The 24333-nt window shown below is 68.9% G+C and carries 21 protein-coding genes and 2 pseudogenes; 10 read left to right on the top strand and 13 right to left on the bottom strand.

What is annotated here, in order from left to right; genetic code table 11:
* Window positions 1-303 precede the first annotated feature (303 nt).
* The gene (locus tag AB0C96_RS32060) at window positions 304-1005 is read left to right on the top strand and encodes a 2-phosphosulfolactate phosphatase (RefSeq protein ID WP_362922290.1); all 702 of its coding nucleotides are present in this window, start codon (window positions 304-306) and stop codon (window positions 1003-1005) included.
* Between the two features lie 22 nt (window positions 1006-1027).
* Here AB0C96_RS32060 and asnB read toward each other — a convergent pair whose 3' ends face one another.
* On the bottom strand, window positions 1028-2854 hold the full coding sequence (asnB, locus tag AB0C96_RS32055) for an asparagine synthase (glutamine-hydrolyzing) (RefSeq protein ID WP_362922288.1): 1827 nt from the start codon (window positions 2852-2854) through the stop codon (window positions 1028-1030).
* A gap of 16 nt (window positions 2855-2870) precedes the next feature.
* Window positions 2871-4280 (bottom strand): MFS transporter, encoded by a 1410-nt coding sequence (locus AB0C96_RS32050; protein ID WP_362922286.1) that lies wholly within the window; start codon window positions 4278-4280, stop codon window positions 2871-2873.
* 345 nt (window positions 4281-4625) lie between these two features.
* On the opposite strand from AB0C96_RS32050, the gene rpmF reads away from it, so the two are divergent.
* Window positions 4626-4796, top strand: a complete 171-nt coding sequence (gene rpmF / locus AB0C96_RS32045) for a 50S ribosomal protein L32 (protein ID WP_362922285.1) — start codon at window positions 4626-4628, stop codon at window positions 4794-4796.
* A gap of 9 nt (window positions 4797-4805) precedes the next feature.
* Window positions 4806-5975: a GTP-binding protein gene (locus tag AB0C96_RS32040; RefSeq protein ID WP_362922284.1), complete on the top strand. Its 1170-nt coding sequence runs from the start codon at window positions 4806-4808 to the stop codon at window positions 5973-5975.
* 220 nt (window positions 5976-6195) lie between these two features.
* Here the strand turns inward: AB0C96_RS32040 and AB0C96_RS32035 are convergent, their stop codons facing one another.
* Entirely contained in the window at window positions 6196-7116 is a 921-nt protein-coding gene (locus AB0C96_RS32035; protein WP_362922282.1) for a peptidase S8, read from the bottom strand.
* A 164-nt stretch (window positions 7117-7280) separates the two neighbouring features.
* Here AB0C96_RS32035 and AB0C96_RS32030 point away from each other — a divergent pair, with 164 nt between their 5' ends.
* The 3 genes and pseudogenes from AB0C96_RS32030 (at window position 7281) to AB0C96_RS32020 (ending at window position 10092) form a co-directional block, all read left to right on the top strand.
* On the top strand, window positions 7281-7961 hold the full coding sequence (locus AB0C96_RS32030) for a DUF6445 family protein (protein WP_362922280.1): 681 nt from the start codon (window positions 7281-7283) through the stop codon (window positions 7959-7961).
* Between the two features lie 37 nt (window positions 7962-7998).
* Window positions 7999-8262: pseudogene (locus AB0C96_RS32025) on the top strand (MFS transporter); the annotation flags it as partial.
* Window positions 8263-8964: 702 nt separating this feature from the next.
* Window positions 8965-10092, top strand: coding sequence for a PP2C family protein-serine/threonine phosphatase (locus AB0C96_RS32020; RefSeq protein WP_362922279.1), 1128 nt, complete (start codon window positions 8965-8967; stop codon window positions 10090-10092).
* A gap of 77 nt (window positions 10093-10169) precedes the next feature.
* On the opposite strand, the pseudogene AB0C96_RS32015 reads toward AB0C96_RS32020, so the two are convergent.
* Both AB0C96_RS32015 and AB0C96_RS32010 read right to left on the bottom strand, forming a co-directional pair.
* Window positions 10170-10283, bottom strand: a pseudogene (locus tag AB0C96_RS32015) (IS5/IS1182 family transposase); the annotation flags it as partial.
* Window positions 10284-10408: 125 nt separating this feature from the next.
* Window positions 10409-11785 (bottom strand): serine hydrolase domain-containing protein, encoded by a 1377-nt coding sequence (locus tag AB0C96_RS32010; protein ID WP_362922278.1) that lies wholly within the window; start codon window positions 11783-11785, stop codon window positions 10409-10411.
* A gap of 103 nt (window positions 11786-11888) precedes the next feature.
* On the opposite strand from AB0C96_RS32010, the gene AB0C96_RS32005 reads away from it, so the two are divergent.
* Both AB0C96_RS32005 and AB0C96_RS32000 read left to right on the top strand, forming a co-directional pair.
* A complete protein-coding gene (locus tag AB0C96_RS32005; RefSeq protein ID WP_362922276.1) occupies window positions 11889-12584 on the top strand; it encodes a TetR/AcrR family transcriptional regulator in 696 nt (231 codons plus the stop codon).
* 129 nt (window positions 12585-12713) lie between these two features.
* Window positions 12714-13022 carry a hypothetical protein gene (locus tag AB0C96_RS32000; protein WP_362922275.1) on the top strand — a complete coding sequence of 103 codons (309 nt, stop codon included), beginning with the start codon at window positions 12714-12716 and terminating at the stop codon, window positions 13020-13022.
* An 86-nt stretch (window positions 13023-13108) separates the two neighbouring features.
* Here the strand turns inward: AB0C96_RS32000 and AB0C96_RS31995 are convergent, their stop codons facing one another.
* The 4 genes from AB0C96_RS31995 to AB0C96_RS31980 all read right to left on the bottom strand — a co-directional run bounded on the left by AB0C96_RS31995 (window position 13109) and on the right by AB0C96_RS31980 (window position 18885).
* Window positions 13109-13555: a DNA-binding protein gene (locus AB0C96_RS31995; protein ID WP_362922273.1), complete on the bottom strand. Its 447-nt coding sequence runs from the start codon at window positions 13553-13555 to the stop codon at window positions 13109-13111.
* Window positions 13556-13838: 283 nt separating this feature from the next.
* The gene (locus tag AB0C96_RS31990; protein ID WP_362922271.1) at window positions 13839-17384 is read right to left on the bottom strand and encodes a hypothetical protein; all 3546 of its coding nucleotides are present in this window, start codon (window positions 17382-17384) and stop codon (window positions 13839-13841) included.
* Between the two features lie 187 nt (window positions 17385-17571).
* The gene (locus AB0C96_RS31985; protein ID WP_362922269.1) at window positions 17572-17841 is read right to left on the bottom strand and encodes a hypothetical protein; all 270 of its coding nucleotides are present in this window, start codon (window positions 17839-17841) and stop codon (window positions 17572-17574) included.
* Between the two features lie 72 nt (window positions 17842-17913).
* A complete protein-coding gene (locus AB0C96_RS31980) occupies window positions 17914-18885 on the bottom strand; it encodes a helix-turn-helix domain-containing protein (protein ID WP_362922267.1) in 972 nt (323 codons plus the stop codon).
* Window positions 18886-19103: 218 nt separating this feature from the next.
* Here AB0C96_RS31980 and AB0C96_RS31975 point away from each other — a divergent pair, with 218 nt between their 5' ends.
* A complete protein-coding gene (locus AB0C96_RS31975; RefSeq protein ID WP_362922265.1) occupies window positions 19104-19946 on the top strand; it encodes a hypothetical protein in 843 nt (280 codons plus the stop codon).
* An 84-nt stretch (window positions 19947-20030) separates the two neighbouring features.
* Here the strand turns inward: AB0C96_RS31975 and AB0C96_RS31970 are convergent, their stop codons facing one another.
* The 3 genes from AB0C96_RS31970 to AB0C96_RS31960 all read right to left on the bottom strand — a co-directional run bounded on the left by AB0C96_RS31970 (window position 20031) and on the right by AB0C96_RS31960 (window position 23077).
* On the bottom strand, window positions 20031-20996 hold the full coding sequence (locus AB0C96_RS31970) for a glycerophosphodiester phosphodiesterase family protein (protein ID WP_362922264.1): 966 nt from the start codon (window positions 20994-20996) through the stop codon (window positions 20031-20033).
* Window positions 20997-21255: 259 nt separating this feature from the next.
* A complete protein-coding gene (locus tag AB0C96_RS31965; protein ID WP_362922262.1) occupies window positions 21256-22284 on the bottom strand; it encodes an alkene reductase in 1029 nt (342 codons plus the stop codon).
* 292 nt (window positions 22285-22576) lie between these two features.
* The gene (locus tag AB0C96_RS31960) at window positions 22577-23077 is read right to left on the bottom strand and encodes a TetR/AcrR family transcriptional regulator (protein ID WP_362922260.1); all 501 of its coding nucleotides are present in this window, start codon (window positions 23075-23077) and stop codon (window positions 22577-22579) included.
* Between the two features lie 371 nt (window positions 23078-23448).
* On the opposite strand from AB0C96_RS31960, the gene AB0C96_RS31955 reads away from it, so the two are divergent.
* On the top strand, window positions 23449-23844 hold the full coding sequence (locus tag AB0C96_RS31955; protein WP_362922259.1) for a helix-turn-helix domain-containing protein: 396 nt from the start codon (window positions 23449-23451) through the stop codon (window positions 23842-23844).
* Between the two features lie 30 nt (window positions 23845-23874).
* On the opposite strand, the gene AB0C96_RS31950 is transcribed toward AB0C96_RS31955, so the two are convergent.
* Window positions 23875-24189, bottom strand: coding sequence for a hypothetical protein (locus tag AB0C96_RS31950; RefSeq protein WP_362922257.1), 315 nt, complete (start codon window positions 24187-24189; stop codon window positions 23875-23877).
* Window positions 24190-24333: the final 144 nt, after the last annotated feature.

The raw sequence follows: 24333 nt of genomic DNA, 5'->3' as shown, positions 1-24333 counted from the left end.
AGCCGGTGGCCGTTCATCTATGCGGGCATCAGCCAGAAGCCGGAGCAAACCCCCGGATCAGGTCGAACCCCTACACCACTTCCCTGGACGCAACCGCCGTCACATCGGCTCGCTCGTTGTGCCTGTGGAGTGGTGTTATCCGGGCGCCGTGTGCGGGTGACCCCGTATGGCGATTGAGCAGGCGTGTCGCCACGGATCACTTTCGCGACGCACGCAGCCGGAGGTGTCGCACTCCAAGACCGCCGATATGACGCGTATCACTCTCCGGGTGCTTCGGGTCGGGCATGCGCGATCATGATCGGCATGGACGCTCGTTTCCGTGGCATCGCTGAGCTGGTCGAAGCCCCGTCCGTGGCGGTCGTGGTCGACGTCATGCGTGCTTTCACCGTGGCTGCCTGGGCTTTTGCCCAGGGAGCGGACAAGATCGTGCTTGCTGAGTCGCTGGATGAAGCTCTGGCGCTCAAGGCCCGCCACCCGGATTGGACGGCGCTCAAGGACGGTCCGCCCGCGCCCGGGTTCGACACCGTCAACTCCCCGGGCCTGCTGCGGTCTCTTGACCTTGACGGACGGACCGTTGTGCAGAAGACCACGGCCGGGACGGTCGGCGCCCTTGCGGTCAAGGAGGCGCCGCTGGTGCTGTGCGCCAGTTTTGTGGTTGCGGAGGCAACGGCTCAGCTCTTGCGGATGCGCGAGAGGGACACTGTCACGTTCGTGGTCACTGGCGAGGATGGGCAGGCCGACGAAGATCTGGCGTGTGCTCAATACATCGCTCGGAGGGCCACCGAGGCCGGGACGGATGCTGCTGAGTTCCTCCGCCGCGCTGCCGAGTCGCGCGCCGCTGCCGAACTGGCGGAGGGGGTGCGCCAAGGAGTCCACCCTGATGACGTTGCGCTCTGTCTTGAGGTCGACCGATTCCCCTTTGCCATGGTGGCGACCTTGGAAGGCTCGCTCATGGTCCTGCGTCCACGCACGATGCCTACGCCGGCTGACGAGGACCCGGTCTGATCGCTGGTGAGGTCCACTTTCCTCAGAGGGCGAGTTCGGGCCGGTAGTGCTCCAGCCACAGGGCCAGGTCGACGACGCGCTCCAGACGGAGGCGGTGGCCCCACTCCAGCCGGTCTGGCGGGGTGTCGAGGCTGGTCTTGATACGGGCTTCGTCGGCCAGGGCGCGGACCTGGGCGGTGGACAGGGCGTCGCGGGCCAGGTCCTGGAGACCGCGGTTGTAGTCGGGGTGATGGGTCGCCGGGTAGTGGTTCTTGGGTCGGTACAGCACGGAGTCGGGCGCGATTCCGGCGCCGGCCGCGCGCAGCAGGCTCTTTTCCCGGCCGTCGAAACTCTTCAGCGCCCAGGGCACGGTGAAGGCGTACTCGACGAGGCGGTGGTCGCAGTAGGGGACGCGGACCTCCAGGCCCTGCGCCATGCTCAAACGGTCCTTACGGTGCAGGAGTTGGCGCAGCCAGCGGGTCAGGGACAGGTGCTGCATTTCGCGTTGCCGGTGCTCGGCGGGGGTTTCGTCGTCCCGGTGCGGTACGGCGGCCAGCGCGCTGCGGTACGTGTCCTGGCGGAACTCCGCCATGCGCAGGTCGAGTTCCGGGTTGAGCGGCATCGCGGCCTCGTCACCGGTGACGAGCAGCCACGGGAAGGTGGCCGCGGCCAGCGCCTTGGGGTTGTGCAACCAGGGGTAGCCGCCGAACACCTCGTCCGCCGCCTCGCCGGAGAGGGCGACGGTGGAGTGCTTGCGGATCTCCCCGAACAGCAGATAGAGCGAGGTGTCCATGTCGCCGACGCCGATCGGCGAGTCCCGCGCCACGACGACCGCCTTGCGGTGCTCGGGGTCGAGCAGGGCAAGCGGATCGAGGACGACCGTGCTGTGGTCGGTGCCGATGAAGGCGCCGGCCTCGGTGGCGTACGGGGTGTCGTGGCCGGTTCGCAGCACGTCGCCGGTGAACTGCTCGGCCTGGTCGCTGTAGTCGACGGCGTAGGAGCGGATGCGGGCGTCCGGGCCTTCGCGCAGCCGGAGCTCGTCGGCGAGCAATGCGGTCAGGACGGTGGAGTCGATCCCGCCGGACAACAGGGTGCACAGCGGGACGTCGGCTTCCAGCTGGCTGCGGGCGGCCGTGCCCACCAGGTCGCGGATCCGTTCGACGGCCGCGTCCTGGTCGTCTTCGGAAGGACCCGCCTCCAGCTGCCAGTAACGGCGTTCGCGGATGCCGTCCCGGTCCAGGACGAGCAGGCCACCGGGCTCCACCTCGCGCACCCCCGACCACACCGTCGGCCCCGTGTTGAAGAGCAGGCTGTACGCCTCCCGCAGCCCGTCGGCGTCCACCCGGGGCCGTATCTCGGGGTGGGCGAACAGGGCTTTGGGCTCGGAGGCGAAGGCCAGACCGCCGTCGACGGCCGCCCAGAACAGAGGCTTGACGCCGAGGCGGTCGCGTACCAGCATCAGCCGCTGTGCGCACTCGTCCCAGACGGCGAAGGCGAACATGCCCTCCAGGTGCTCGGCGAGGTCCTCTCCCCACTCGGCGTACGCGCGCAGTACCACCTCGGTGTCGCTGCGCGTGCGGAAGACGTGTCCCCGGCCGCGGAGTTCCGTCCGCAGTGCGTGATGGTTGTACACCTCGCCGCTGTAGCTGAGAACGATGGTCGGCCGGTCGGGCCGGTCGGTCATCGGCTGTACACCGCCGGCCAGGTCGATGACAGCCAGGCGGCGGTGGCCGATCGCGGCGCGTTCGCCGAGCCGGACGCCGCCGGCGTCCGGGCCGCGGGGGGTGAGGGCGGCGGTCATCGCCTCGATGACCGGGGCCTGGGTGCGGGCGTCGTGGTGGAAGGACGCCCAGCCGGTGATTCCGCACATGCGTGTGACTCCTGGGTCAGTTGTGGGCGGCGGGCGCCGCATCGGTCGTCTTCTCGGGTGGGGGTACGAGCCTTCTGCCGGAAAGCCCGAGCAGCGGAACAGCGAGGCAGGCGGCGCCGGCGGCCAGCGTGAGCCCGGCCCGTACGCCCTCGTCGGGTCCGGCCATCCCCGAGGCGGCGGTGGCCAGGGCGGGGCCGAGGGTGAAGCCGAGACTGCGGGCGAGCTGCACCGTGGACCCGACGGTCGCGGTCCGGTCGGGTGGGGCGGCACTCATGACCAGGGCCTGGGTGGGGCCGCCGTTCAGGCCCAGGCCGACACCCGCCAGTGCCAGCCGCCAGGCCACGTCCAGCGGTGACCAGCCGTCGCCCAGCGGGACCAGCAGGAGCAGGCCGGTGGCAGTGAGGGCGGCACCGGTGACCGCGACCGGCCGGGCATCGTACTTGTCGGCGAGGCGCCCGCCGAGCGGTCCGGCCAGTCCCATGCCGAGGGGGAAGGCGAGGACGGTCAGCCCGGTCGTGGTGGCGCTGACACCGTAGTCGCGCTGGAGGTGCAGGGCGACCACGTAGTGCATCGCGGCGAATCCGGCCGCGAGGGCCAGCACCGCGCCGTGGGCCCTGAACAGGCCCGCCGTCCGCAGCACGCCGGCCACCGGACGCCCGCCGGGACCGCGCAGCCACCACCACAGCGGCGGTACGGCGGCGACCGCGAGCGCCAGCCCGGCCGGACCACCCGATGTCAATGTCATCGCCAGCAGCAGAACCGCGACGCCCGTGGCCGCGAGCAGGGCGTCCGTCGCCGATCGGTGGTCAGGCGTGCGCAGTCGGCCGTCCCGCGGCATCACCCTCCAGGCGATGACCAGGGCGAGCACGCAGAAGGGGATCTTCACCAGGAAGACGGAGCGCCAGCCGAGGTGGTCCAGCAGCAGGCCGCCCACGGCCGGTCCGGTCACCGCGCCCAGCGGCCCCAGCGTGGCGGGCACGCTCATCGCCCGTCCGCGCAGCTCCGGTCGTACGGAACGGATCGCGAGGACCGGCATCAGCACGAACAACACCGCCCCGAACGTCCCCTGTACAAGGCGGGCGGCGATCAGCCAGGCCGCCCAGGGCGACGCCGCGGCCAGGGCGCTGCACAGGCCGAAACCGCAGGTCGCGGCCAGCACGGCAGAACGCAGCCCCACTCCGTCGAGCCACCGACCGACGGGCAACAGCAAGGCCACGACGGGGAGTTGGTAACCCAGCACCGCCCATTGGGCAGCGGCGGTGGACACGTGCAGACCGTCGGCGATGTCCGACAAGGCGACGTTGACGATGTTCATGTCGAGCATCGCCACGAACGCCAGCACGCCCGCCACCGCGACCAGCGACCACCGGTCCTCACCGACGGGTATGTGACCGGACCGATCCGAACCGGGACCGTCGTGTGCCACCCTTCCCCCTTCATCACCACGAGCGTGCTGCCGGACGGCAACCTCGCCCCATAAGTCGAGGGGGATCCGGGGTGAGTTCCCGGCCATACCCAGAAAGAGTGGCCGATGAGCTGGTTCTTCACGCTGATCGGCACAGCAGGTCGATCTCCGCAGACGGGGTCCGAGGCAGTGAGCGAATCGACGTGGCGCGTTCCGGTTGCGACGAGGGCGCGGCGGCCGGCCTGCGGCTGCCCCTTTCCCGTTCTCAGCCTCGAAACGGATGTTCACGTTCTGGACCCATTGGAAATGGTATCCATTTTCATGTAGCGTTTCGCCTCGCCTGACCCAACAACACAGGAGGTCGCCATGGCCGTACCGAAGCGGAAGATGTCCCGCAGCAACACCCGCCACCGCCGCTCACAGTGGAAGGCCAGCACCCCCCAGCTGGTGCCCGTCACCGTCGACGGCACCCCGTACCTCGTGCCCCAGCGGCTCGCCAAGGCGTACGAACGCGGGCTCCTGCGCCCGGAGAGCTGATTCGACGGAATGGAGCACAATCGACTGCCCGTCACCGTCCTGTCGGGCTTCCTCGGTGCCGGCAAGACCACCCTGCTCAATCACGTCCTGAGCAATCGGGAGGGCATGCGCGTCGCGGTCATCGTCAATGACATGAGCGAAATCAACATCGACGCGACGCTCGTGCGTGGCGGTGAGGCCGCCCTCTCCCGTACCGAGGAGCGCCTGGTGGAGATGGTCAACGGGTGCATCTGCTGCACCCTGCGCGATGATCTGCTCGAAGAGGTCGACCGGCTGGCCCACGAAGGTCGTTTCGACTATCTCCTGATCGAGTCCAGCGGCATCTCCGAACCCATGCCCGTCGCGGCCACCTTTGCCTTCCCGCGCGACGACGGAGCCACCCTCGGGGATCTGGCCCGGCTCGACACGATGGTCACCGTTGTCGACGGCGCCAACTTCCTGCCCGAACTGACCGGCGGGGACGGGCTGGCAGAGCGGGGCCTGGACCAGTACGAGGACGACGAACGCACCGTCAGCGACCTGCTGATGGACCAGATCGAGTTCGCCGACGTCATCGTCCTCAACAAAGCCGACCTCATCGACGCGGACAGCGCCGACCGCCTTCGGGCCGCACTCGCCCGGCTCAACCCGGCCGCCCGGATCGTCACCGCGCGGCACGGGCGGGTGAACGTCGGTGACATCCTCGGCACGCACCTGTTCGACCTGGAGCGCGCCCAGCAGGCTCCGGGCTGGGTCAAGGAACTCAACGGCGACCACATTCCCGAAACCGAGGAATACGGCATCTCCAGCACGGTGTTCCGCGCCGCGGCACCGTTCCATCCCGGCCGCCTGTGGGCCTTCGTCACCGAAGGACTGGACAGCGGCGCCTACGGCCACATCCTGCGCTCCAAGGGCTTCTTCTGGCTGGCCAGCCGCCCGAATGTCACCGGGCTGTGGTCGCAGGCCGGCGCCGTCGCCCGCTTCGAGCCGTCCGGCGCCCGCGCCGCCGACGACCCACAGGGCCAGGAACTGGTCTTCATCGGGACGGAGTTGCACACCCAGGCGCTGCACGCGGCCCTGACCGATTGCCTCCTGGCCGACGGGGAGCCGCCCTGCGACGACCTGTTCCCCGCATGGGACACCTACGGAATCGACGACGCCTGCGCACACGAGCACCACGACCCGGTGGCGCAGGCCTGAAAACCCCGGGGCGGAGGAGAGGCGATGAAGGCGGGCACTCCCGGCCGTCCCGCAGCACTTCGCCCCGTCGGCCGACCGACGGGGCGAAGTGCACGGGGACGGAACGGGCCACCGGCATCCGCCGGTGTCAACCCGTGCCACTGCGTTGCGCTCAGTTCACTGAGGGGAGCTCGCAGCGTCGTACTCGGTACTCAATGAGCAGCGTGCGGTCTCGCCCGGTCTACTTGGTGAAGGCCGCGACACCGTTCGGGATACCCAGGCCCGTCGGACCGTCGTAGTCCTTGCCTGCCTGGCAGAGGTAGTTGCCGCAGGACCCGTTGGCGCCGTCGGCGACGGCCGCGACGTCGGCGACGGTGCGCTTGGCGCAGCCGCTGTCCTTCTGCCAGGACGGCTTGGCGTCGTACTTCGAGCAGCCCGAACCGGCTCCCTCGCCACCGGCGGAGGTGCCCCAGACGGACTCGGAGTAGCCGCGGGTGCTGCTGTCCTTCTTGAGCGAGGTACCGCCGACGGCAGTGACGTACTGCGAGGCAGCCGGGTACTCGACGCCGTAGCCGCTGTCGCCGGAGCTGACGGTGATGGCGACACCGGGGTGCTTGAAGTACTTCTCGTCCGCGGATGTGTCGGCGGCTTCCTCGTCCCCGCCGTAGCTGTTGGAGATGTACTTGGCACCTTGCTTGACGGCCTGGTTCACGGCCGCACCGAGGTCGTCCATGTTGGCGGACTTGGCCTCGACCAGCAGGATGTGGCACTGCGGGCAGGACGCGCCGACCATGTCGACGTCGAGAGAGATCTCACCGGCCCAACCGGCATCCGGTGCCGGGTAGTTCGCGCCACCGTCCTGGTCGATCTTCTTGAAGCAGTCGTTGCCGGTAGTGCACTCCGGCAGGCCGTACTGGGTGCGGTAGGTCGCCAGGTCCTTCTCGGCGTTCGGGTCGTCGTTGGCGTCGATGATCGCGACGGTGGTGCCCTTGCCGGCGCCCTTGGGGAGGTTGTAGGCGGCCTGGAGGTCGCTCGGCCCGTAGCCCTTGGGGGTGTCGTGGCGGCCGAGGGACCTCTGCGCCTTCAGGTCGGTGCGGACAACCGCCTGACACGCCATGTAGCCGGGCTTGCTCGGCTCCGAGCAGAGTCGGTGGGTGTGCACCGTGGACGCTGCGGGCGACGCCGTACCCGTCGTTGCGAAGGCGGCCGTCTGTGACCTGCGCGGCAGGGTTTGACAACACCAGACCCTGGGACTGCGAGGAGTTGACGGAAGATTGACCCCTTCGCGGGAGTGCCCGCACACAGGCCGACCATATGGTCAGCGGCATGCCCCCACGCCCCCCGAGGACCCCGGTACTCCCTGTCCTGCCCTACCGCAAACCCACCCCCGGCCGGGACTACTGGGTCCTGGACAATGTGCTGCCCGACGTCGATGCCGTCCGGGCGCGCTGCCTGGCCAACCGCAACTGGGTCGAAGGCTATCCGCACAAGCCCGAGAGCTGGCCCGGTCTGCGCACGATGCCCGGGCTCGAACCGGCTGAACTGACCCGAGTCGAAAGACTGGTCATGAAGGCCACCGGCGCGCGCCGGCTGTGGCAGCAGACCGCCCCTGGTCGCGGCACCCACAATCACAACTGCATCCAAGTCGTGGGCAAGGACGAGTGCGAGCCACGGCCCCACACCGATTCGCGATCGCTGTGCCGCTACGCCGCGGTGCTCTACCTCAACCCCCAGGTGCCCAAGGACTGCGGAACGAGCTTCTACCGTCAGACCCTGCCGGGCGGCCGACTCGGCGGAAACATGGTGACCGCGCCTCACAACAACCTGGTCGACGCCCTCGGGACGCGCTTCGTCCCGCCTGACTCCTTCGCCGAGGACGTACGCGTATCGCACCGCCACAACCGGCTGCTGCTCTACACCGCCAACATGCTTCACAGCGCCACCGGCTACTGGGGCAGCACACTGGAAGACAAACGGATGACCGCAGTCTTCTTCTGGATGGCCTGACAGCTGGATGGCCTGACAGCACACCGGACCAGCGGACGCAGTCGGTCCGACGTTGCCGGCCGAGTTCGCACCACGACGGCTCCGCGGCCTGCTGCTCGGCTCACTGACCGTGCTCTGGACCGTCGGGTACGTCGTCGCCGACATTCTCGGCTCCCACCTGTCCCTCGACGACACCTCCTCGCACTGGCTGCTGGCCAGCGCCGCGCTGCCGGCCGCGCCGGTTCTGCTGTTGCGCATCGGCACCCCGGAGTCACCCGGCTGGCTGATCGGCCGGGGCCGGATCGAGGAGGCCCGCGCCATCACCCTCACGTTCCTCGGCACCGATCTGGAACTCGACGCGGACAACCTCACCGGCGCTTCCGGGAACAAGAAGCCTGCCGGAGTGCTGCTGCTCGGCACGGTGATCAGCGTCGCCTGGGCGCCGGAGACCAAGGACTCGGTGACGACGGAAGGCCGGCACCACTGAAGCGCACCATCGCTGTCCCTGACATCGGCGCCCACTTCCTGACCTACGCCGTTCTCCTCGGATGCGCCCGGCACCGAGTCCGAGCCGAGGCCGGCTACGGCGACACCCCGGATCCGTTGCCGTGGAGCCGCCCCGGAACGGCGTCCAGCAACCGGCGAGCGACGGCGGTCCTCGGCCGGGCCGGCACGTCGGACACGGTCCCGGTCTCGACCAGGCGGCCCTCCAGCATCACACCCACACGGTCGGCGATCCACCTGACCACGGCCAAGCCGTGAGAGACGAAGAGGTAGCCCAGCCGCTCAGCCCCAGCCCCTGCTGGAGATCGGCCCTTGCTGCATCGCCGCAACGTTCCTAGGCCATGCGGGTCACGCGGTCCCGGCGGGACGCGCAGGTCGCACAGTCTGTTCCCACGGCACGGACATCCGGCTCTGTTCGGCCTCGGCACCATCGTCCAGCAGGGTGCACCGTCCGGACGCAGGCGGCCGACTCCGACTCACCAGAGCGCCATGTCCGCTGTGCGTAGATATCCTGCGAAGTGTGATCAAGCCTGGATGGCTGCGCCTCCGTCGTCGCCACGGCCGGGGGCTCCTTACTCTGCTGTCTCCGGTCATCCTGACTGTTGTCATCGCCGGCTTGGCCTACGCCACTCCCCCAGAACTGGCTTTCAGTCGGCTCCTGCCCGCAGCGCCGACCCTCGCCGCCGCCATGTGGCCCGTGTTCCCCACCGTCCTGCTGGGCTTGGTCTGCCTTCTTCTCATGATCGGCCTCGGCATCGTGTTCCCCGGCCTGGGGATTTGGTGGACGGCGGCGGGGATCGTCGCTGTCACCGTGGCGGCCGCGTACGGAAGCCATGTCCGGCTCCGGCGGGAGCAGACCCTGTTCCAGGTCCGGCTGGTCGCCGACGCGGCGCAGCAGGTGGTCCTGAGCCCGATGCCGCGCCGCTTCGGGGGCGTCGAGATCGAGGCGCTGTATCTCGCGGCCGCGGCGGAGGCCAGTATCGGCGGCGACTTCTACGAGGTGGTCGACACGAAGTACGGGGTCCGACTGCTCATCGGCGATGTGCGGGGCAAGGGTCTGCCGGCGGTGGGCTCGGCCGCGGCGATGGTCAACTCCTTCCGGGAGGCAGCCTACGACGAGGCCGACCTGGTGAATATCGCCCGTCGCCTGGAGGCCAGCAGTACCCGTTACAACGCCGCCTTTCCCCCCGAGGGCATGATGGAGCGCTTCGCCACCGCGCTTCTGGCCGAGATCCCACACGGGGGCGGCAGTATCGGAATCCTCAACTGCGGACATCCCCCGCCGCTGCTCCTGAACCGCGGGGAAGTCCGCGCCCTGGAGCCCACGGCTCCCTCGCCGCTTCTCAACCTCGCAGGGCTGATCGGTGATCACTACAGCATCGACACCTTCGGCTTCGCCCCTGGCGACCTGCTGCTCCTCTATACCGACGGTGTCGCCGAGGCTCGCGACCGCGACGGCACGTTCTTCCCGGTGGCGGCCTGGTTGCGCCGGCAGACCCCGGAGCGACCCGGCGAACTGCTCAACGCTCTTCACCACGACCTCCTCCACTACAGCAGAGGACGCCTCGACGACGACATCGCCGCCCTCGCCGTGCGCTGGTGCGCCTCTCCGGAGCCGCTTGACGGTCAGCGGGATCAGCCCGCTTAGCCTGGATCCACCGGTCGTGGTTCAGAGGGCCTGCACAGCGCATTCGCCACGCCCGAATCACTACAGCGCGGGTGGGGCTTGCGGTACCGGCGCCGCTGCATCAGCGCCAGACCCGGGGTGAGGTCGTCGTCGATTCGGTGGGCGGCGGACCTGGGGATCCTGAGCAGTGGAGCCAACTGCCGCAGGGTGAGGTGCGCCGGTACGCATGAGAGCGCACCAACATCGCGGCGGGACGGGGCGCGTCCGTGAGCCGGCTGCCGCCGGTTCGGGGTGGCGGCCGGGGCGGCCGGTCGTGTCCGCCCCTGCCTGCGCGGGATCAGGATGCTTCCGTGGCCCGGCTGAAGAGCCGGCCGGCGAGGTCGACGCCTGTGACCGCACCGTTGGCGTCGCGGGAGAAGTAGCCGCGCTGCCCCTTGAGGCCGCCTTCGGTGACGATGTACTCGTCGCCGTCGCCGGGAAGGAAACCGATAGCCGCGGCTGGGTAGTCCGGGGGCATCTCGTCGTCCGATGCCTCGCGGATCTCCGGCTTGATCCCGACCGCCAGGGTGAGTTGGGTGCCGTCGGTGGCGATGTCGAGGTACATGGCGTCGATCTCGTAGCGGCCGACGACCTGTTGGGCCTTCCCTGCGTCGTACGGGAGCGGCTCCGGCGTCTTCTCGACGACACCGAGGTAGTGCTCAAGCGCCCACTGCACGACGGACTGGTTGAAGGGGTAGCCGTCCGGGCCGACGTTGGCCAGGGAAACCACCGCGAAGTTGCGCTCGGGCACGATGAGCAGTTCGGCGAACTGGCCGTTGCCCGAGCCGCCGTGGCCGATCCCGTGGAGGCCGTCCAGGTCGTGCAGGAACCAGCAGATACCGAAGCCGTCGCCGAGCGTACTGGCGCGCAGCCCGACCGTCTGCTCCCGCATGCGGTGCAGCTCCGCGGCGGGCAACACGCCTTCCCCGTCGCCGAGTTGGAAGCGCGCCCAGCGCAGCAGATCACTCACCGAGGAGGCGAGGCCGCCGCCGGGGTTGTCGCCGCGCGCGCCTTCCTTGAACGCTCCCCAGGGCCGGGCGGCTCGCAGTTCGCCGTCGTCGCCGCGGTTGTAGCCCACGGCGAACTTGCGGACCATCACCTCCGCCAGTCCGTACACGGTGTCCGACAGACCCACCGGCTCCAGCACGAGCGAGGCCATGGCCTGCTCGAAAGGCAGGCCCGTGACCTTCTCGACGATCCGTCCGGCCAGGTTGTATCCGGCCTGGCTGTACGAGGCGCGGGCCCCGGGCGGCGCGATGAGTGGCAGCCCGGGCAGCTTCGCCACGAGCCCGGCCAGGGAGCGGTCCCCCTCGCCGTCGTCGATCAGGTTCCAGTCCAGGCCCGCCGTGTGGTTGAGCAGGTTCAACACGGTGATCTGCGCCGCGGCCCGCTCGTCGGCCAGCTTCAACTCGGGTACGTAGCGCCGCACCGGCGCGTCCAGGTCCACCTTCCCCTCGGCGACCAGGCGCATCAGCGCGGTCGCCGTGAAGGTCTTGGACACCGACGCCAGGTGGAACAGCGTCTTTTCGTCGACCGGCGCCGGGCTGGCGAGGCTCGTCACGCCGTGCGAGGCGTAGATCTCCCGGCCGTCCAGGAGCACCCCGACGGCGACACCAGGAACGCCGAGCTCCGTGGCCTGAGTCCTGACGAACTCCGACAGCTTGTCCTGCAACATGGCTCCCCCTTCGGGCACTTGAACTAAGTACGAGAAAGAGCGTAAGTCTCACTTGAACAAAGTGCAAGCCCGTCGTGAACTAAGTTCAAGTAGGCTGCTGGCCATGCCGCGAGACACACTGACCGCAGACCGGATCGTCCGTGAGGCCATCGAGCTGCTCGACGACGAGGGGCTGGACGGCCTCAACATGCGGAGCCTGGCGAAACGGCTCGGCTCCGCCGCCACGGCCGTCTACTGGCACATCAAGACCAAGGACGAGCTGGTCCGGCTCGCCAGCGACGCGGTCTGGGACGAGGTCGAGCTGCCCGACCTCGGCACGACCGACTGGCGCTCGGCCGCCACCGCCCACGCGACCGGCGTGCACGCCATGCTCACCCGGCACCCCTGGCTCGTCCAGGCCTTCAGCAGTCACCTCTTGTACGGCCCCGGAAAGGCCCGGCACGACGACCTCAGCCTGGCCGTCTACCAAAAGGCGGGCTTCCTCGCCGACGACGCGGACCGGGCGGCCGGCGCCGTGCTCGTCTTCGTGATCGGCAGCGCGCTCGGCCCTGCCATAGAGCTCTCGCTGAAACACCGACTGAGCAAGGACGGCGCAGACGCCGAGCAACTGATGGCCGACGCCATGACCCGCGCCACCGAGACCGCCATGCAATTCCCCCGCCTGCGCGAACGCCTTACGACCACTGCGGCCACCGAGTACGCCGCAGCACCGGACAACACCTTCGCGTTCGGCCTCCAGTCCCTCCTCGACGGCTTCGAGGCCCGCCTCGCCACCGACCGCGCCGGTCGGCGCAAGTGACCCGCGCCCCATCTCGCGGGCGATGATGCACAAGGGGAGAACCATGCGCATCGGAGCCACCGGCACCATCGACAGCCGGGCCGTCAGCCAGGGCACTCGACCGCGGTCACCGCGTCAGGGCGTCCAGCCGTGACGCCGCTCAGGCGTCAGCGCGACGAGCATCGGGACCACATCACGTGGGCGAGCGTCGACGCCCTGGACCCGAAGTGCGTCGCCGACGTCCTGCCCGGCCTCGACGTCCTGATCAGCGGGTTCCAGTCGGGCAACGCCGCCAAGAACTTCGCGGACACCGTGCGGCGCTCGATCGCCGACCCAACCGTCTACGCGACGGCGACGCGGGCACCGCTGAAGGCTTTGCAGAGCCACCCACGTACCCGGCTCGCCGTGATCGGCGGCGCCGGCAGCCTAATCAACCCGACCGTGTGTGAGGAATGTTGAAGGGACGTCAGCCGCTGATGAAGTGGAGGGATTCCATGCGGCTGGTGGCGTTCCGTGTCAGCGGTGACGACCATGGTGATGCACTTCTATGCCGGGCTCTGCTCCGAGTCAGTGCGAGCGACCAGCCGTTCATAGCGCTGCCTGGCTGCTTGAGGCGTGCCGAGCCCGAGACTGAAAGCGATCTCCGGCCAGGTCATGCCGCGGCCTCGTGCCATCTGGAGGAGTCCGACTTCCAGTTCGTCCATCTCCCCGCGGGCGCGTGGCACGAGGCTCAACGCGGCGGTGATATCGGTGTGGTCCACCTCCGGCTCACCGTCATCGAGCTGTGCGGCTCCGCTCAGCAGGAACGACACGAGCCTGACGGCTTCGTGCGGTCCCATGACGGAGGGGTGGACCTGCCGCCGGCGTTGCCCGTCGGTCGCTGCGTGTCGCTCGGAGATGCGGAGCAGGGACGCGTATACGCGGTGCGCTCGCGCCTGCTCCGGATGCGGAGGTGTGAAGGGGTCTGCGGGCTGTTCGGGAGTCGCTGCCATGCGACCAGGATGAGCCCAACCACTAGACGTTGTCAACGAATTGTTGTGAACATTTCGTTTGCTCGCTGCTCTTGATCCACGGCCTGAGTGCCGCTCACAGCCAGATCGTGCTCGTTTCTCAGCAGGCCGCGCTGCGGCGCAGTTCCCGGTACGGCGGCTGACACGGGGCCGGCCGCCGCACCGGGAGCCGACGGAACCGTTCCGTCGACGCTGTGGCGCTGTGGCGCTGTTCGTCAGTGCTTGACGTTCGGGTTCTTGACGGTTGTCGGTTCCAGGACGTTCGTCAGTTCTTGACCGGGACGACGGACATCAGTCCGCTGAAGTACGTGACCGGCACGGTGTCCGTCTTGGTGGTGGTCGTCCCGCTGCTGGTCGAGGACGTCTCGGACGAGCTGAGCCCCGCGCCGAACGAAATCACCTTGTCGAAGCTGGCGTTGATCTGCCCCGACACCGCCTTCTCCAGGCCCTGTTGCCGGATCTGCTGCTCGCTCAGCGTCACCGAGGTGAACTTGGTCTCCCGTTGGATCGAGAAGACGTAACTGCGCTGTGTGGGATCCAGGCCGGCGAGCGTCAGCTTGCCGACCAGATGCGTGGTGGTCAGGATGCCGGGAGGCATCCCGGTGGTGGCCGGGTTACCCGCCATGGCGGAGGAGTAGATCGAGGGGTAGGTCACCCAGTGGGTGGACGAGCCGTCGACCACGATGTCCAGGGGTTTGTTCGGGGCGACCTTGCCGTTGAGGATGACGCTGGGCGCCGCGGGCACCACATTGTCCTGACTGAGCACGGGCTTGCCGTCCTGGAAGATCGCGATGGCGAACCCGCCGCGCTCCCAGTCCGCCTCGCTGGGCCCGAAACTGACCGGGGCGAAGCTGAACACGAACGACCGGTTGTCCGAGCCGATCGGTACGGGCGGCCGGGGAGTGGGACGGGGTGCCGGCGCAGGCGGCTTCGGCGTTCCGGAGCCGCCGTCGCCGGAGCCGGTTGGCGTACCGGGACCCGTGGTGCCCGGGGTACCGCCCGGGTGGGGGTCCGTTCCACCGGTTCCCGGGGGCGTGGTGCCTCCGGTTCCGGTGCCCCCGCCCGGGGCTCCGCCCCCCGGGGTCCCGGTGCCGCCGCCGGACGGAGCGCCGCCGCCGGTTCCCGTGCCGGGAGCGCCCGTCCCCGTACCACCGCCCGCTCCGGTGCCCGGCGCCGAGCCGGTGCCGGGCGTACCCGGCGTGCCGGGGTTCTTGCCCGCGAGGCCGGCCGCGTTGCTTGCGAGCGAGGTCAGCAGCGCGGCGATCTCCTTCTGCATCGACTCGTCGCGGAAGATGTCGCCCTTGCCGAGGAGTTGCAGAGCCGCCGCCATGCCCACGGGGTCGGGGGCCTGCGGCGGCTGGACGATGGTCACCGCCGAGGCGGGCAGCCCGGAGGGCGTCGTGGAGACGACCACCTCCCGGCTCGCCGTGGACACCGGAGCGATCTGCGGGGCACTGTCCGGATCGGGCGACTTCTGCCAGTCCCAGAACCGGGTGTTGTCGATGACCTCCGCGGAGTTGCAGTGGCCGAGTTTGGCCTCGGCGAAGACCCCGCGGGTCGGCAGGCTGACCAACTGCTCGCTGCGGGCGGGATCCACCTCGGGAAGGCGTACCTGTCCCTCGCCCGAGTCGTCGAACAGGGCCGGGTCGAGAGGGAAGGCCGTGGAATCCCCGAGCACTTCCAGGGCACGGTTCTCGACGGCCTGGAACAGCGGGCGCGTGGTGCCGCCGACGGTGAGGTTGCTGCCTGCCAGCTCCGTCCACCGGGCATTGGGGTCCTCACCGAGCCGGATCAGCCGGTAGTAGTGCTCGCGGTTCTGCACCAGGTGTCTGCGCAGCCGGATCCGCAGCAGGTTCTCCTCATCGCTGAGCCGCTGGAACGGGCTCGGCGCGGGTGCGGGTTCGGGCGCCTGACGGACCGCCAGCGCCCAGGTCGTGGACGGTTTCTGGAACAGCTTGCCGCTGGGCTCGTCGACCAGGAGGTGGGTGTTGCCCGCGGTGTCCACGGCCGTGACGACCAGGTGCTCCACCGCCACGTCGTCGTTCCTGCCCTCGGTGTGGGGCGGGGTCAGGGTCACCGAGATCGTGCGCAGGTCCCGCCAGTTGACGCGCTCGTCGGGCCTGGGCACGCCGGCGAGATCGACCAGGGAGTGGGTGTGCTGGAAATCACCGGGATTCTGTAGATGGGTCGGATCGGGGTCCCAGTCGCTGTGCTGCGGACGGACCAGGTTCGTGACCTTCTGGCCGCCGTCCGGGGCTCGCTGGGTCAGGGTGACCGTCGTGGGCACCCGGTCCTGGAAGCTGGACAGGTCACCGATGGTGAAGCGGAACTGGAAGAGGATGAACTCGACGCTGCCCGGGTCGGGCGGCACCGGGACCTCGGGCTGGAGTTCCTGCCAGGCCGCGTACTTCTCCACCGCGTCGAATCCGCCGGCCAGTTGCGGATCGAGCAGCCCGGCCAGCAACAGGCGGCGGTAGCGGACGATGACCAGTTCGTCGTCGAGGTTCGGGGACGCGGCGGGCAGCAGGACGGCCGGGCGCACCGTGCCGCGCTCGACGAGCACCCGGAAGTGCCGCAGCACCTCGTAGTAGAGCAGGGTCATCGCATGCGCGTGGTTGTGGTTGCGTACGGTGCGGGTCTGCGCGGTGGAGTTCTCCGCCTGCCGGGACTGCACGACCACCGTGCTGCGCATGTCGCGCACGGACGTGGAGTGCTGGCGGATCTGGTCGTGCAGGTTCTGCACGGTGTCCGCCGAGACACTGCGGTCGCCGGTCGTCGTGGCGTAGCCGCCGCCGATTGCGGCGGAACCGCCGAACATGCCCATCGACGCCGCCCCCGCCACGCCGGCCATCACCGAGCCGCCGCGCTGCCACTCGTTGACGGCGCCCTTGACCACCTCGTCCACCGTGCGGTCGCGGGTGAGGGCGTGTTCCAGGTCATCGGTGAGGGCGATGTCCTCCAGCCGGCTGTCGGTCGAGGTGCGCGACCAGTCCACGACCGCGAGCTGCACCTGTTCACCCGGTGCCAGCGGGAGGCTGTAGGTGACCTGGCCGAGCCCGTGCCCCACCGGGATCCAGGTGACGTCGTAGCTGATGACCAGGGCGATCGGCACCGGAAAGCCGGACGTGCCGTCGGAGGTGCCGCCGCCGTCCCCGGCCGGCGCCGCGTACTCGCCGCCGTAGTCCAGGCTCGCCAGGAGATGCGGAACGGTCACGATCTGGTGCACCTGGTACTGCTGGGTGGCCACATTGGAGGGCAGCAGGGTCTCGCAACCGTCCTGCCCGATGAGTTCGGCCGGTACGTACGCGAAGGAGCCCGGCGACAGGTACCAGTCGAGGAGCGAGGGCGACTGCATCGCGGGGAAGCCGGTGGCGGAGCCGGTGAAGACGCCGTCGCGGTCCACGCCGAGCCGCAGGACCAGCGCCTGCGCCCGTTCGTCGGCCTCAGCCAGGACGTCCACCGCGCTCTGCAACGGACCGCCGAGGTACAGCCACACGTGGGCGAGCCGGACCTCGGCGGTGGAGCCGTCGGGCCGCTCGGCCAGTTGCAGGACCTGCCGCCACAGGGGCGCCAGGTCCCACGAGAGGTACCCGGCGTGGTCACTGCCGAGCAGCCCCAGCGGGATGCGGACCGTGTTCCCGGCGCGCGCGGCATTCGCCACGTCACTGCCGGAGCCCTCCTCGGTGACGGTCAGTTGGGCTTCGAGGAAGGCCAGCGCCCCCGAGACGGGGCCGCCGGTTCCGTTGTCGGAGAGAAACACACAGCAGCGGGCCGGGCCACCGGTGTCGTCGGTCGGAAGTGCGATGTCCATGGTTCCCCCCATCGACTCCGCGCCTGAACGAAAGAGCCGCAAAGGCGGGCAGATCAGGCGACGGGAGGAACGTAACGCAAGGAGGCTCGATCACTTCTCGAACTTCTTGTGGAGCATTTGGAGAGGGCGTGCAGGCCGTGACCGGTCCGCGACCACGTCGTCGGACGGCTCCTGGGCCGTCACGTGGCTACGACTCGTCGTTCACCCACAGCTGGTACTTGCCGCTGCTGCCCCGCTTGCAATCCCACTCGGAGTAGACGGAGTTGCGCCCGTCGGCCTGGCACGCGCTGAGGGAGCGGTAAGTGCCGACGTAGATCCACTGGTTGGCGGTCGGTGGGGCGGCCGTCGTGGTGCTCGTGCCGGAGGACGCGGGTGTCGCCTGCGCGGTGGCGACGGTGCCACCGGTCAGCAGGGCGGCTCCCATCACGGCACTGGCGAGCACAAGTCGAGTACGCATGTTTCCCCTTGAGGTCGAAGTGTGGTGGGCGCTCGGCATTCAGCATGTCGAGGGCGACGGCACCCGGCCTTGTCAGTCCGCGCAGGGTTGTTGACGATTCGCGCATGCCGTGGGCGGCAGGTTTCTGTAGTCCCGCGGCGTGATCTCGTAGGTGGCGCGGAACAGGCGGCTGAAGTGCGCCGGGTCGGTGAAGCCCCAGCGGGCGGCGATGGCCTGGATCGGACGGGCGCTCAAGCGGGGGTTGGCCAGGTCGAGGCGGCAGCGTTCCAGACGGCGGTGGCGTATCCAGGCTGCCGGCGACGTGTCGTCCTCAGCGAGCATCTGCTGGAGATGGCGCAGTGAGATGTGGTGTGCGTCGGCGATCGTCTGGGGAGTCATGGCCGGGTCGGCGAGGTGCTGCTCGACGAACGCATTGATCTGGGCCCGCAGAGCGGTTCTGCGTGCCTCCGGGGCCAGAGACTCCTCGGTCTCCAGACAACGGGCCATGACGGACGCCAGGAGGTCCAGGGTGACCGAGGCGAGGGTGGGCACGTCGGCCGGGGTGAACTCGTCGGCGTGCGCGTTGAGATCGGTCAGCCAGCGGGTGAAAACCCCGCCCATACCGCGGTGTCCGCTGATCGGGACGGCGAGCAGCCCCTGCACCGTCTTCTCCGACAGGGGTAACAGCCCGCGAGGAAACTGCACGGTCACATGCGACCACCTGTCCGAAACGGCGCGCACATCGCCGTGGTAGGCACGGCCACTGTCCATCACCATCAGCTCACCGTCACTCATCGCGGTGTCATCCCCGTCCAGGGAGACGACGCCCTCCCCACCGAGAAAGCAGTTGACCTGGTACACCTCTGGGTCGGACTGCCGTATCAGCTTCGTTGTCCGCGCGATCTCCAGATGCGAGTAGGCCAGCGCGGACACCTGAACCTCCCCCAGGTCCAGCGTGCGCATCCTGGCACGGAAGTCGTCGCTGTCGTTGCTGCGCAGCCGATTGCGCATGTGCGACCGTGCGGTGGTCTCTTCCCACAGCGCGAACCGCTCTGGCGCTGCCACGACCTCCGTGCTGAACTCCGTCACCAGCATTGCCAGCCCCCCGTAGCCGGTTCCCTGTGGCCTTGAACGTGGCATGGGGAGACGTACGCAGTCCAGCAACACTTCAGCCACGTGCGCCGCCACACCGTCGAGCCCCTCTATGAGTCTCCGTCGAAGGGAGTCGCCCTGTGTGCGGCCGGATGGACGGAGACGAGGGAATGCTGCGCAGAGCGACAACGGTGACCGCTTTCGTCATGGCGGTCTTGATGGCGGTCTTGATGGCGGTCTTCGGGCCAGGCTCCCTGGACTTGGTGGCAGTGGCCGACGGTGGCGCGCCGGTACTTCGTGTGCGGGTCCAGCACGACCAGCTCGATCTGCCGAAATCCGGCAAGGGGCAGCCGCCGGCCATCACTCCGGCATTCGCCAATGTCGGCCGGGCGGCGGCGCCGGGCACCATCGTGATGTCGATCGTCGTCAATGACGTCAACAAGGGCGTCACACTGCCCGCTTCCTTCTCCAACTGTTTCTACGGGCGCGAGCGGACGTCCGCCTACTGCGAGTTCCCGGGTGGCCTGGAGCCGGGAAGCGCATACGAGACGAACGCGCCGTTCCGCGCCCACAACAAGAACTGCTGCCAGGTCCACGGCACGTACGACTACGACGTCTGGCCGATCGGCAGCCCGCCTGACGGCCCACCCGAGGACTACCGCCACACCTTCGACCGGGGCCGGGGCCCGGAACTCGGCCTCCAACCGGTCGACGCTCGCACCATCAAAGGCAATCACGGCGTCATGAACTTCGAGACCCGGGATTTCAAGATTCCCACCGACTGGGCGATCAAGGGCGTGACGCTACGCGGCGCGGTACGGACGTACGCCGAGGCAGCCATCGACACCCCGACCGTCAGCTATGGCAGCGGCGGCCCGGAGGAGGTACGAGTTGAGCTCCCGGAGGGCACCTCGATCGCCATCCCGGGGCCGGACGATCCTTACCCGTCCGAGATCCAATTCAGAGTGCCGCGGCCCGTCTCCTGCCGGCCGCGGCACTCAGCACCGCGGCCCTCGCCCTCACAACGGTCGTGATCACGCTCGTCAAGCGGCGCCGCAGGCGACTGCCCTAGTGTGCTGCGCCAGAAACGGCGGGAGCAACTTCGCCTGTCTCCGGCATCACCCCACCCCGGTGAGGACGGTGCGGGGTGAGTCGACCAGCACGGCGGTGGCGGTAAGACGCGTTGCGGTACGCAGGTCGGCCGGTGTGTTGATGCCGATCATGACGATCGGTGTGCGAGGGGAGCGGGAGCGGAAGCAGGCGACGGATTGGGGGGTCCACAACTGGGCGGTAACGGTGGCCTCGCCGGTGCCCAGGGTGAACTTCTCCTGAAGGGTCATCTGGCGTTTGAGTTCGAACCCCACCCACGAGCCGGCCTGTGGTGTGCTTCTACAGGTGTGTTCGAGGGCCACTTCGGCCAGTCGTTGCCGCGTGGCGTCGCGGGCCTCGGCCACCTGCGCCCTGGGGTTGCCGGAGAGCAGGGCGGTGACCTTGGCATCGGTCGAGTACAGCTTGACGCGATCCCACGCGTGCTTTTCGTCGAGCACGCGGGTCACCGCGTCGACGACATGCCGGGCAGGTGCCTGTTTGAGGTCCAGGTAGATCTGCTTGCCCGCGGGGACGGCCGCCAACGCGGCTTCGAGCGTGGGGATGTGAAGGGGGCGGTCCCGATAGGGGTAGGAGCCGTCAGAACCCTTGAAGCCGTAGCCGGCGTTGAGCTTGTTCAGCTCGTCCAGCGTCTTGTCGGCGACGGGGCCGGAGCCATCCGTCAGTGCTGACAGGTCGGTGGGCCGGTACAGGACGGGAACTCCGTCCTTGCTGGCCTGGACGCTCAGCCATTCCCCGTCCACCCCTGCCTTGAGGGACTCGGCGATGGCCAGCAGGGTGTTCTCGGGAAAGTCGCTGGTGCCCGCTCGATGGGCGATGATCAGTGGCTTGGTCCTTGCCTGGTCGGCCTGCGCGGAGGCCGCCGGGGCACTCGCCGTGAGCGCAGGGATGGCGCAGGCCACGGCAACAGCGGCGAGGGTCAGGGCGGACCTGTATCGCGCTGCTGATGCTTCCACTGGGTGATTGCGTGATGCCATGAGCGTGATCGTAGGGAAGCGTAGGGCGTGTTCCCAGAGCGTCCCTCCGCATCCCCCCAGGAGTGGCGACGAACCCGTGAGCCGAAACCCATCTCTTCCCTGTTTCGGTCACCGGCTCTCGTGATCGGCACGCTGTCCTGGTCACCAGGCGGAATCGTGCTGGCGGCCCGCTTCCGCCGGCGGCCCGTCAGTCTCCTCCCAGCGGCTTCCGTCTCAACCGCGGGGCAGGCCTCAACCGCGGGGCAGGCCTCGGGCACCTTCACCTTTCCAGTTGCGGGTAGTCGGTGTAGCCGGCGGCGTCCGGGCCGTAGAAGAGGTCCGGCTTCGGTTCGTTGAGGGGCGCGTGGTTGGCGAACCAGGCGGGCAGGTCCGGGTTGGCGATGAACGCCTGCCCGTAGGCGACCAGGCCCGCCAGGTCGTCGGCCAGAATCCTGTTCCCCCGGTGTTGGTCGAATCCGACGTTCGCGATGAGAGTGCCCTGGTAGACCTTGCGGAAGTGCCGGAACATCTCATCGCCGGCCAAGTCCTCCAGCGGTCCCCCGGCGGGGTCGGCCATCACCCCCATGAGCAGCAGGTGCGAGAGGTGGTAGTCGTTGAGCCGCCCGAGGACGTACTCGCTGTCGGCCAGGGCCTCGCTTCCGGAGACGAATGCGCCCGTCTCCGCCCAGGCGGGTCCGGCCTTCACACCGACACGGCGCAGGTCGACATGCTCACCGATGGCCTCGATGATCTCGAAGAGGAAGCGGGCCCGGCTCTCGATCGAACCGCCGTAGCGGTCCGTGCGCACATTGGTGCGGGGGTTCAGGAACTGGCTGATCAGGTAGTTGAAGCCGGCCTGGAGCTGTACCCCGTCGAATCCGGCGCGCATGGCGTTACGGGCGGCTGTCGCGAAGTCGGCGACCGTCTGCCGGATGTCGTGCTCCGACATCGCCAAGGGCTCCACGGTGGCCTTGCGGCCAGCTGCCGTCGGCACCAACAGCCCCGGGTTGACGGGCGACGGCGCGAGAGGCGGCCGGCCGTCGAAGAAGTCGGGGTGCGACGCGGACCCGGTGTGCCAGAGCTGGGCGAAGATGACGCCCCCTGCGCGGTGGACCGCGTCCGTCACCTGCTTCCAGTGAGCGACCTGCTCGTCCGTGAACAGCCCGGGAACGTCGTGCCAGCCGATCGCTTCACGGCTGATCCACACGCCCTCGGAGATGATCAGACCGGCCGAGGCGCGCTGAGCGTAGTACTCGGCGTGCAGATCGCCGGGCAGCAGAGCGCGGTTGCGTGCCCGGGCTCTCGTCAACGGGGCCATGACCATGCGATTCGCCAGCGGGACAATCCCGCAACTGGTACGGCTGGAGCAGAGGCTGCGTCGAACTCGTCATGTGAGTCTCCTGATCAAGGGCGAAGCCCAGCAGGCCCCGGGAAGGGTGCCGGGTCACATTCCGGGGCGGCATCAGCCGCCCTGACGCACAGATCCACTAATGCACAGATCTGCGCCTTAGGGCGATCGTAGCAGCCATCCGCCTTAACGCAAACTTCTGCGCATCAAGCCCGGATGGAGGGAGCGGAGACTCAACGGAGGGGTCGGGAAATCAGGGGCGCCGACCATAGAGTTCGTCGACATGGGCGCGCGCGTCGATCTCGGACAGGGTCCAGGGCAGGAAGATGACGCGGTAGATGATCGGGGCCACCACCCGGTTGATGACGTCGTCACCACTGAAGACGCCGCCGGACCGGGCAGCGAAGGCAGCCGCCTCCGCCCGCCGGTCGCGTAGGCAGTCCGACTCGCTCTCACCCGCCGCGGCGGCCCCGCCCCGAAGGATGGCGGCGTTCACCGGGACGCTGTAGTGACGGATCAACTCCCGTGCCCATGCGGCCAGATCGGCCCGGACGTCCCCGGTGTCGGGAAGGCTGCGCCCAGGATCCAGCCGGTAGGTCGCCAAGTCATTGATCATGGTTCGGGCGTCGCCCCACCGCCGATAGATGCTGGAGTGATTCACCCCGGCACGCTCGGCGACCATCGGGATGGTGATGGCGTCACTACCCCGTTCGGCGATCAGTTCCTCGACAGCCTTCCTGATGGACGCGAGCACAGCGGCACTGCGGCCGCCCGTGCGGCGCCGCGGGGACGATTCCCTAGTCATGGACACCACGGTAACGCACGGGGCTTTGCATTAATCTTTCCCCGGGGCGCCCGCGGCCATGGGATCCCCCCGGCGGCGTAGCCCCGTACGCGCCCACCCCGGGCGCCGCCGAGCGCCTGCGGGAAAGACGGGCACGCCGCGTCCGAACCGACCCCCATCACCATCGACCTGGTCTGACCGACATCTCCGTCACTTGACGACAGGCCACAGACACCCATCCCGCATGCACGGTCTCCGATGGTTACCATGTAACAAATGGAGCTATAGGCTCCTCCGGGGACATGACGTAGGGTTCCCATGTGACAGCAGAAGACCGATCAGTGAGCACCACCCCGAACCGGCCGAACATTCTTGACGCGCTCTGCCCCAGCCGCGACGTGTTCGTGGACCTGGCAGACAAGTGGGTTCTGCTCATGCTGGTGAGTCTTCGCGAAGGCGGCGCCCAGCGCTACTCCGAACTGCACCGTTCCCTGGGCGGTATCAGCCGCAAGATGCTGTCCCAGACCCTGCGAACCATGGAGCGGGACGGTCTCGTCCTGCGCTCCGTCGACCCCAGGTCGACTCCGCCCCTGGTGTTGTACAGCCTCACCGAGCTCGGCGGCGAACTCGCCGAGAAAACAAGGACCCTGTGCGCCTGGACCGAGAAGCGGACCGCCGTGGTGCAGGAAGCCCGCGCGGCCTACGACCGACGCCAGGGCACCGACCAGGAGGCCTGAGACCGGCAGCGCCTCGAAGCCCGCTGCCGGTCACGCCGCCGGCTCGGACCAGGCTCTGGCCGCCGGCTCCGCCAGGCTGTTCACGAGCAGGGCCCACTCCGACTCCGGCCGCCCGGCGAGCAGAGGCACCGGGTTCGCAGCCAGCAGGGCGGGATTGCAAGCCGTGCGGGTGCCCACATCCCGTGTCAGCACAAGCATCATCGCGATGTGATTGACGAGGTCGTTCACCCTCCATTCCGAATCCGGAGTCGGGTTCTCGCACTGGTCCACCGGCGCACCGCCGACATCGCCGGCTACCAGGCCGATACTCTGCGCCAGCTGTTCCGCTCTGACCAGTGGCATCATGTGACGCCCTTCCTTCTCGCGGCCGGATCCGGACGAACGGTCCTGCGGCGGCTTGTTCGACGATGTCCCGTGCCACGGGTCGCTTTTGGGCAGCGGAGCCCGCAGCTCTCTCTGTTCAGGCTCGTCCGACGGGCGCTGCCGCGG

It is taken from the genome of Streptomyces sp. NPDC048506 (assembly GCF_040651315.1).
Classification (GTDB): domain Bacteria; phylum Actinomycetota; class Actinomycetes; order Streptomycetales; family Streptomycetaceae; genus Streptomyces.
The sequence above is the reverse complement of the archived record's forward strand: the minus strand, read 5'-3'. Positions and strand labels throughout refer to the sequence as shown.

Bases quoted from the DNA above. Each gene is read 5' to 3' on its own strand.
- AB0C96_RS31990 (WP_362922271.1), bottom strand. From the start codon at position 17,384: ATGGACATCGCACTTCCGACCGACGACACCGGTGGCCCGGCCCGCTGC.
- AB0C96_RS31950 (WP_362922257.1), bottom strand. From the start codon at position 24,189: ATGATGCCACTGGTCAGAGCGGAACAGCTGGCGCAGAGTATCGGCCTG.
- AB0C96_RS32005 (WP_362922276.1), top strand. From the start codon at position 11,889: ATGCCGCGAGACACACTGACCGCAGACCGGATCGTCCGTGAGGCCATC.
- AB0C96_RS32010 (WP_362922278.1), bottom strand. From the start codon at position 11,785: ATGTTGCAGGACAAGCTGTCGGAGTTCGTCAGGACTCAGGCCACGGAG.
- asnB (WP_362922288.1), bottom strand. From the start codon at position 2,854: ATGTGCGGAATCACCGGCTGGGCGTCCTTCCACCACGACGCCCGCACC.
- AB0C96_RS31970 (WP_362922264.1), bottom strand. From the start codon at position 20,996: ATGGCATCACGCAATCACCCAGTGGAAGCATCAGCAGCGCGATACAGG.
- AB0C96_RS31985 (WP_362922269.1), bottom strand. From the start codon at position 17,841: ATGCGTACTCGACTTGTGCTCGCCAGTGCCGTGATGGGAGCCGCCCTG.
- AB0C96_RS32030 (WP_362922280.1), top strand. From the start codon at position 7,281: ATGCCCCCACGCCCCCCGAGGACCCCGGTACTCCCTGTCCTGCCCTAC.
- AB0C96_RS32040 (WP_362922284.1), top strand. From the start codon at position 4,806: ATGGAGCACAATCGACTGCCCGTCACCGTCCTGTCGGGCTTCCTCGGT.
- AB0C96_RS32060 (WP_362922290.1), top strand. From the start codon at position 304: ATGGACGCTCGTTTCCGTGGCATCGCTGAGCTGGTCGAAGCCCCGTCC.
- AB0C96_RS31995 (WP_362922273.1), bottom strand. From the start codon at position 13,555: ATGGCAGCGACTCCCGAACAGCCCGCAGACCCCTTCACACCTCCGCAT.
- rpmF (WP_362922285.1), top strand. From the start codon at position 4,626: ATGGCCGTACCGAAGCGGAAGATGTCCCGCAGCAACACCCGCCACCGC.